Origin of the sequence: Streptomyces sp. SID486 (assembly GCF_009865385.1) — a bacterium.
Lineage (GTDB): Bacteria > Actinomycetota > Actinomycetes > Streptomycetales > Streptomycetaceae > Streptomyces.
Genome location: NZ_WWJT01000738.1, coordinates 1 through 538, shown reverse-complemented (window position 1 = coordinate 538; position 538 = coordinate 1). Strand labels below are relative to the sequence as shown.

The following is a 538-nucleotide window of genomic DNA, read 5'->3' as shown; positions in this document are numbered from 1 at the left end:
GGCGGGCACGGACACGACCTGCCCGGTCCCGACCTGCCCGGCCCCGGCCGGAGCGGGACCGGCCGGGACGGAACCGGCACGGGGCCGGCCGACGACGGCCGACGCGTGGCCGGCGCCGCCGTACCCGGGGACGAAACCTGAGGATGACGACGGGAACGACGACAACGGCGACGAGGACGACGATGTGGGCGACGTCGGCGACGTCGGCGGCGCGGGCGACGCTGGTAGGGGCGACGCCGGCGATGTCGGCGAGGTGGGCGGCGTCGGCGATGTCGGCGGTGTCGGCGATGTGGAGCGGATCGGCCGCAGCCGCGCCGTCGTCTCGGAGGGCGTCTCCGGCGGGGCGGCCTGCGCCACCGGGCTGGGCCCGTGGGTGAGGGTCGTCGGGCCGAAGGGGGTCGCCGGGCGAACCGCGGTCGCCGGGCGGCCGGGCTGTCCGCCGGGGCGGAGCCCGGGGCCGGTGCTCGGGGGTGCGTCGGGGAAGCGGGCCGAGGCAGGAGGCGGGGGCGGGCTCACGGGGTCCGCGACCCCGGGCACG

Annotated in this window: 1 pseudogene; it reads left to right on the top strand. The window is 80.1% G+C overall.

Annotation, left to right across the window (positions count from 1 at the left end):
• Positions 1-184 precede the first annotated feature (184 nt).
• A pseudogene (locus GT045_RS40230) lies at positions 185-538 on the top strand (hypothetical protein); the annotation flags it as partial.